The sequence below is a fragment of the Actinomycetota bacterium genome (assembly GCA_036280995.1).
In the GTDB taxonomy this organism is placed as follows: Bacteria; Actinomycetota; CALGFH01; order CALGFH01; family CALGFH01; genus CALGFH01.
In genome coordinates this window covers 1-2823 of record DASUPQ010000063.1, presented here as the reverse complement: position 1 = coordinate 2823, position 2823 = coordinate 1, and the positions used below count along the sequence as shown (strand labels likewise).

At 69.8% G+C, this 2823-nt stretch carries 2 protein-coding genes and 1 pseudogene; all 3 read right to left on the bottom strand.

The genetic code is table 11. The features are described 5' to 3' along the window. Window positions 1-524 precede the first annotated feature (524 nt). Window positions 525-1895: pseudogene (locus VF468_01845) on the bottom strand (ISNCY family transposase). A 132-nt stretch (window positions 1896-2027) separates the two neighbouring features. Then, on the bottom strand, window positions 2028-2498 hold the full coding sequence (locus VF468_01840; GenBank protein HEX5877062.1) for an NUDIX domain-containing protein: 471 nt from the start codon (window positions 2496-2498) through the stop codon (window positions 2028-2030). Window positions 2499-2507: 9 nt separating this feature from the next. After that, on the bottom strand, window positions 2508-2823 hold a 316-nt coding region (locus tag VF468_01835), incomplete at its 5' end, for an XRE family transcriptional regulator (GenBank protein ID HEX5877061.1).

Here is a 2823-nt window from a genome sequence, read left to right as displayed (position 1 = left end):
CGAACCGGCGGTCGACCAGGCCCGGTGCGCGGTCCGCGGCTGGGTCCGGCAAGCACCTCAAGGGGGCAACGCGCGCGGACAACCAACGGCCAATCCTGTTGCGTCAAGCGCAACACGCGGGGTCGAGACTGGCGCCATGGCGTGAACTTGGGTGGCGAATTCGCCGGCCGTGCGGAGGCAGCGCGTCCCCGTGGACAGCCTGCGGGGAACTGGTGGTGTCGAGGGCCTAGCTACTTCGCCCCGAAGAAGGGCTGAGGGGGTTTGGCGCCGCCTGCGTCAGGGGTTGGGCAGGGTTTCGATTCTCCCGCTCTCCCGGCCTTCCCGGCCCCTGTCCGGGTCCCCTCCGCTGTGGGAGGGCCCGGAAGGGCAGGCCGGGTCGGCCGGGAGAGCGGGAACGCGGTTTATGCGGCGGTGGATCGGGCTCGCGGTGGGTCGCGGGGTGGCCCGGTGTCGCCGGCCGGTCGGTGAGCGGGAGGCGCTTCGGTTACGGTTGCCGCGGAGCGGGCGGGGTCGCCGTGCTGCATCAGGTGGGCGATCTTGACGGTGTTGTGGGTCAGCACCCCGAGGCCGCACCAGGCCTGGGCGCCGTCCAGGCCGTCGAGCAGGGTGCGGTCGAAGCCGTAGCGGCGCTTGAGGTAGGCGATCCGGCCCTCGCAGCCGGTGCGCCACTTCACCAGTCGGCGGAAGCCGCGCCGGTGCTCGTGGTCGCGGCGGGCCTTGGAGGGCTTGCCCTTGCGGGGGATGACCACCCGGGTGACGCCGAGCCCGGTCAGGTCCTGCTCGACCTTGGCCTCGCCGTAGCCGCGGTCGGCGGTGACCGCCTTCGGGACCCGGCCGAACAGCGCGGTGATCCGGGTGATGGCCGGGGCCAGCAGCGGCGCGTCGGCCGGGTTGCCCTGGTGCAGGCTGTGGTCGAGCACGAGCCCGTCGGTGTTGTCGACCACCTGCGCCTTGTAGCCGAACTCCACCGGCTTGCCGAGCCGGCCCTTGGCGATCGGGCGGGCGTCCGGGTCGTGCAGCGACACCAGCCGGGTCGCCGAGTCCGGGGTGCCGCCACCCAGCCGGATGCGGGTCTGGTCGACCACCCGGCCAGCCCGGGCCAGCACCAGCTCGAGGTCGACGACCACGGCGGCCAGCCCACCGGAGGCGGCCGCGCCGTGCCGATACAGGTGCCGGCGGGCGTTGAGGAGCACCCGGGTCGCCTCACCCACACTGGCCTCGGCCAGGTCGGCCAGCTCCCCGGTGATCGCCAGCACCCGGGTCTTGGCCTCGTCGTTGCGCAGCTTCAGGTGCGCCGAGATCGACCGGGCCCGCCGACCCGCGGCCCGGCGCCGGTCCCGCACCGTGGTGCGGGAGGCCGCGCCGGCGGCGTGGATCCGGGCCACCAGCGTCACGATCAGGGTGATCGCGCGGACCAGCAACCCGGAGTCGGTCGGATAGGCCACGTTGGCCGGCACCACGGTGGTGTCGGCGCGCACCTTGTCGGTCCGCACCACCTTGGCCTGCCCGGCCTTGGCCAGCAGCGCCCGGTTCAGCTGCTCGATCACCTGCGGGCCGCAGCGGGCGGTGATCTTGCCCAGGGTGGACGGGTGCGGCACCCGCTCTCCCAGCGGGATCCGGCAGAACCGCGACCAGGAGATCGAGTCCGCGACCTCCCGGCACAGGCTCTCATAGCCCAGCCGGTACCGGTGCTTGAGAAACATCATCCGCAGGTAGGTCTCGATCGGGATCGACGGCCGCCCCCACACCGGGGAGAAGTGCGCCCGGTACGGCTCGAAGAACACCGGGTCGTCCAGCAGCGCGTCCACCCCGGCCAGCTCGGCCGGCAGGTCCTGGTAGCCCGGCGGCAGGATCGTCTCCCACAGCGTCCGCTGCGGATTGGTGGTGACCAGCATCAGGCCTCGATTCCCTTGCCTCACACGGTTTCCCACCATGATCTCGTCATTCGACCCCGTACCACCGGAGGCTCACCGGCGTTTCCTCAACCACACAACGAAATCCCGCACGACTATTTCGGGGCGAAGTAGCTAACCCAGGTACGCCGTGTCAGATCGCTCAAGTGCATGCCGAACCCTCAGGCGCATCGACGGGTGGATGTTCAGCGCCTCGAGTTCCCCCGGCTTGACCCACCTGACCTGTCGAGACTCCGAGCTCGTCTTCAGGTCACCGCCTACGGGTCGTGCCCGGAAGCACAGCGCGAACTCCTGCCGTACCTCGCCATCGTCGTACGCGATCACGTGGGCAGGGTCGGAGTAGATGCCGCTGAGCCCGGTGACCTCGACGCGCAACCCGGTCTCCTCGAATACCTCGCGCCTGACTGTGTCGCTAACACGCTCTCCGATGTCCTGTGCGCCTCCGGGCGCGGCCCATAGTCCGTTGTCAGTCCGCTCGATGAGAAGCACGTCCCCGTCGTCGTTGCGGACGATCGCCGTGACAGCGACCACGATGCTGTTCGCGGGGGGTGCGTCCGGGTCGTTGTAGTAGTCGCGCTTCGGCACGCGTCCTGTCTACCAGGGGTTGCGCTGGCCGCGATCCCACACCGCGTCAAGACTGTCCGCGTAGGTCGTGAAGAGATCGCCCGCGCTGAGTCGGCGCAGATGCATCGCCGGCGAGTGCGACGCCAGCTTCCCGTACACATGTGGGTTGACGATCATCTCGTCATCGAACCGGTAGATCGAGTTGTAGAGCACCGTCCGGTGGGTCCGAATCTCGATGCCTGGAACGCCAGCAAGGGGCTTGAAATGCGCGAGTGCGTGGTCGATCTTCGCAGAGATCGTCCGCTCGCCAATCCCCTCATCCAGACTCCGCTGAACGACGGCGTCA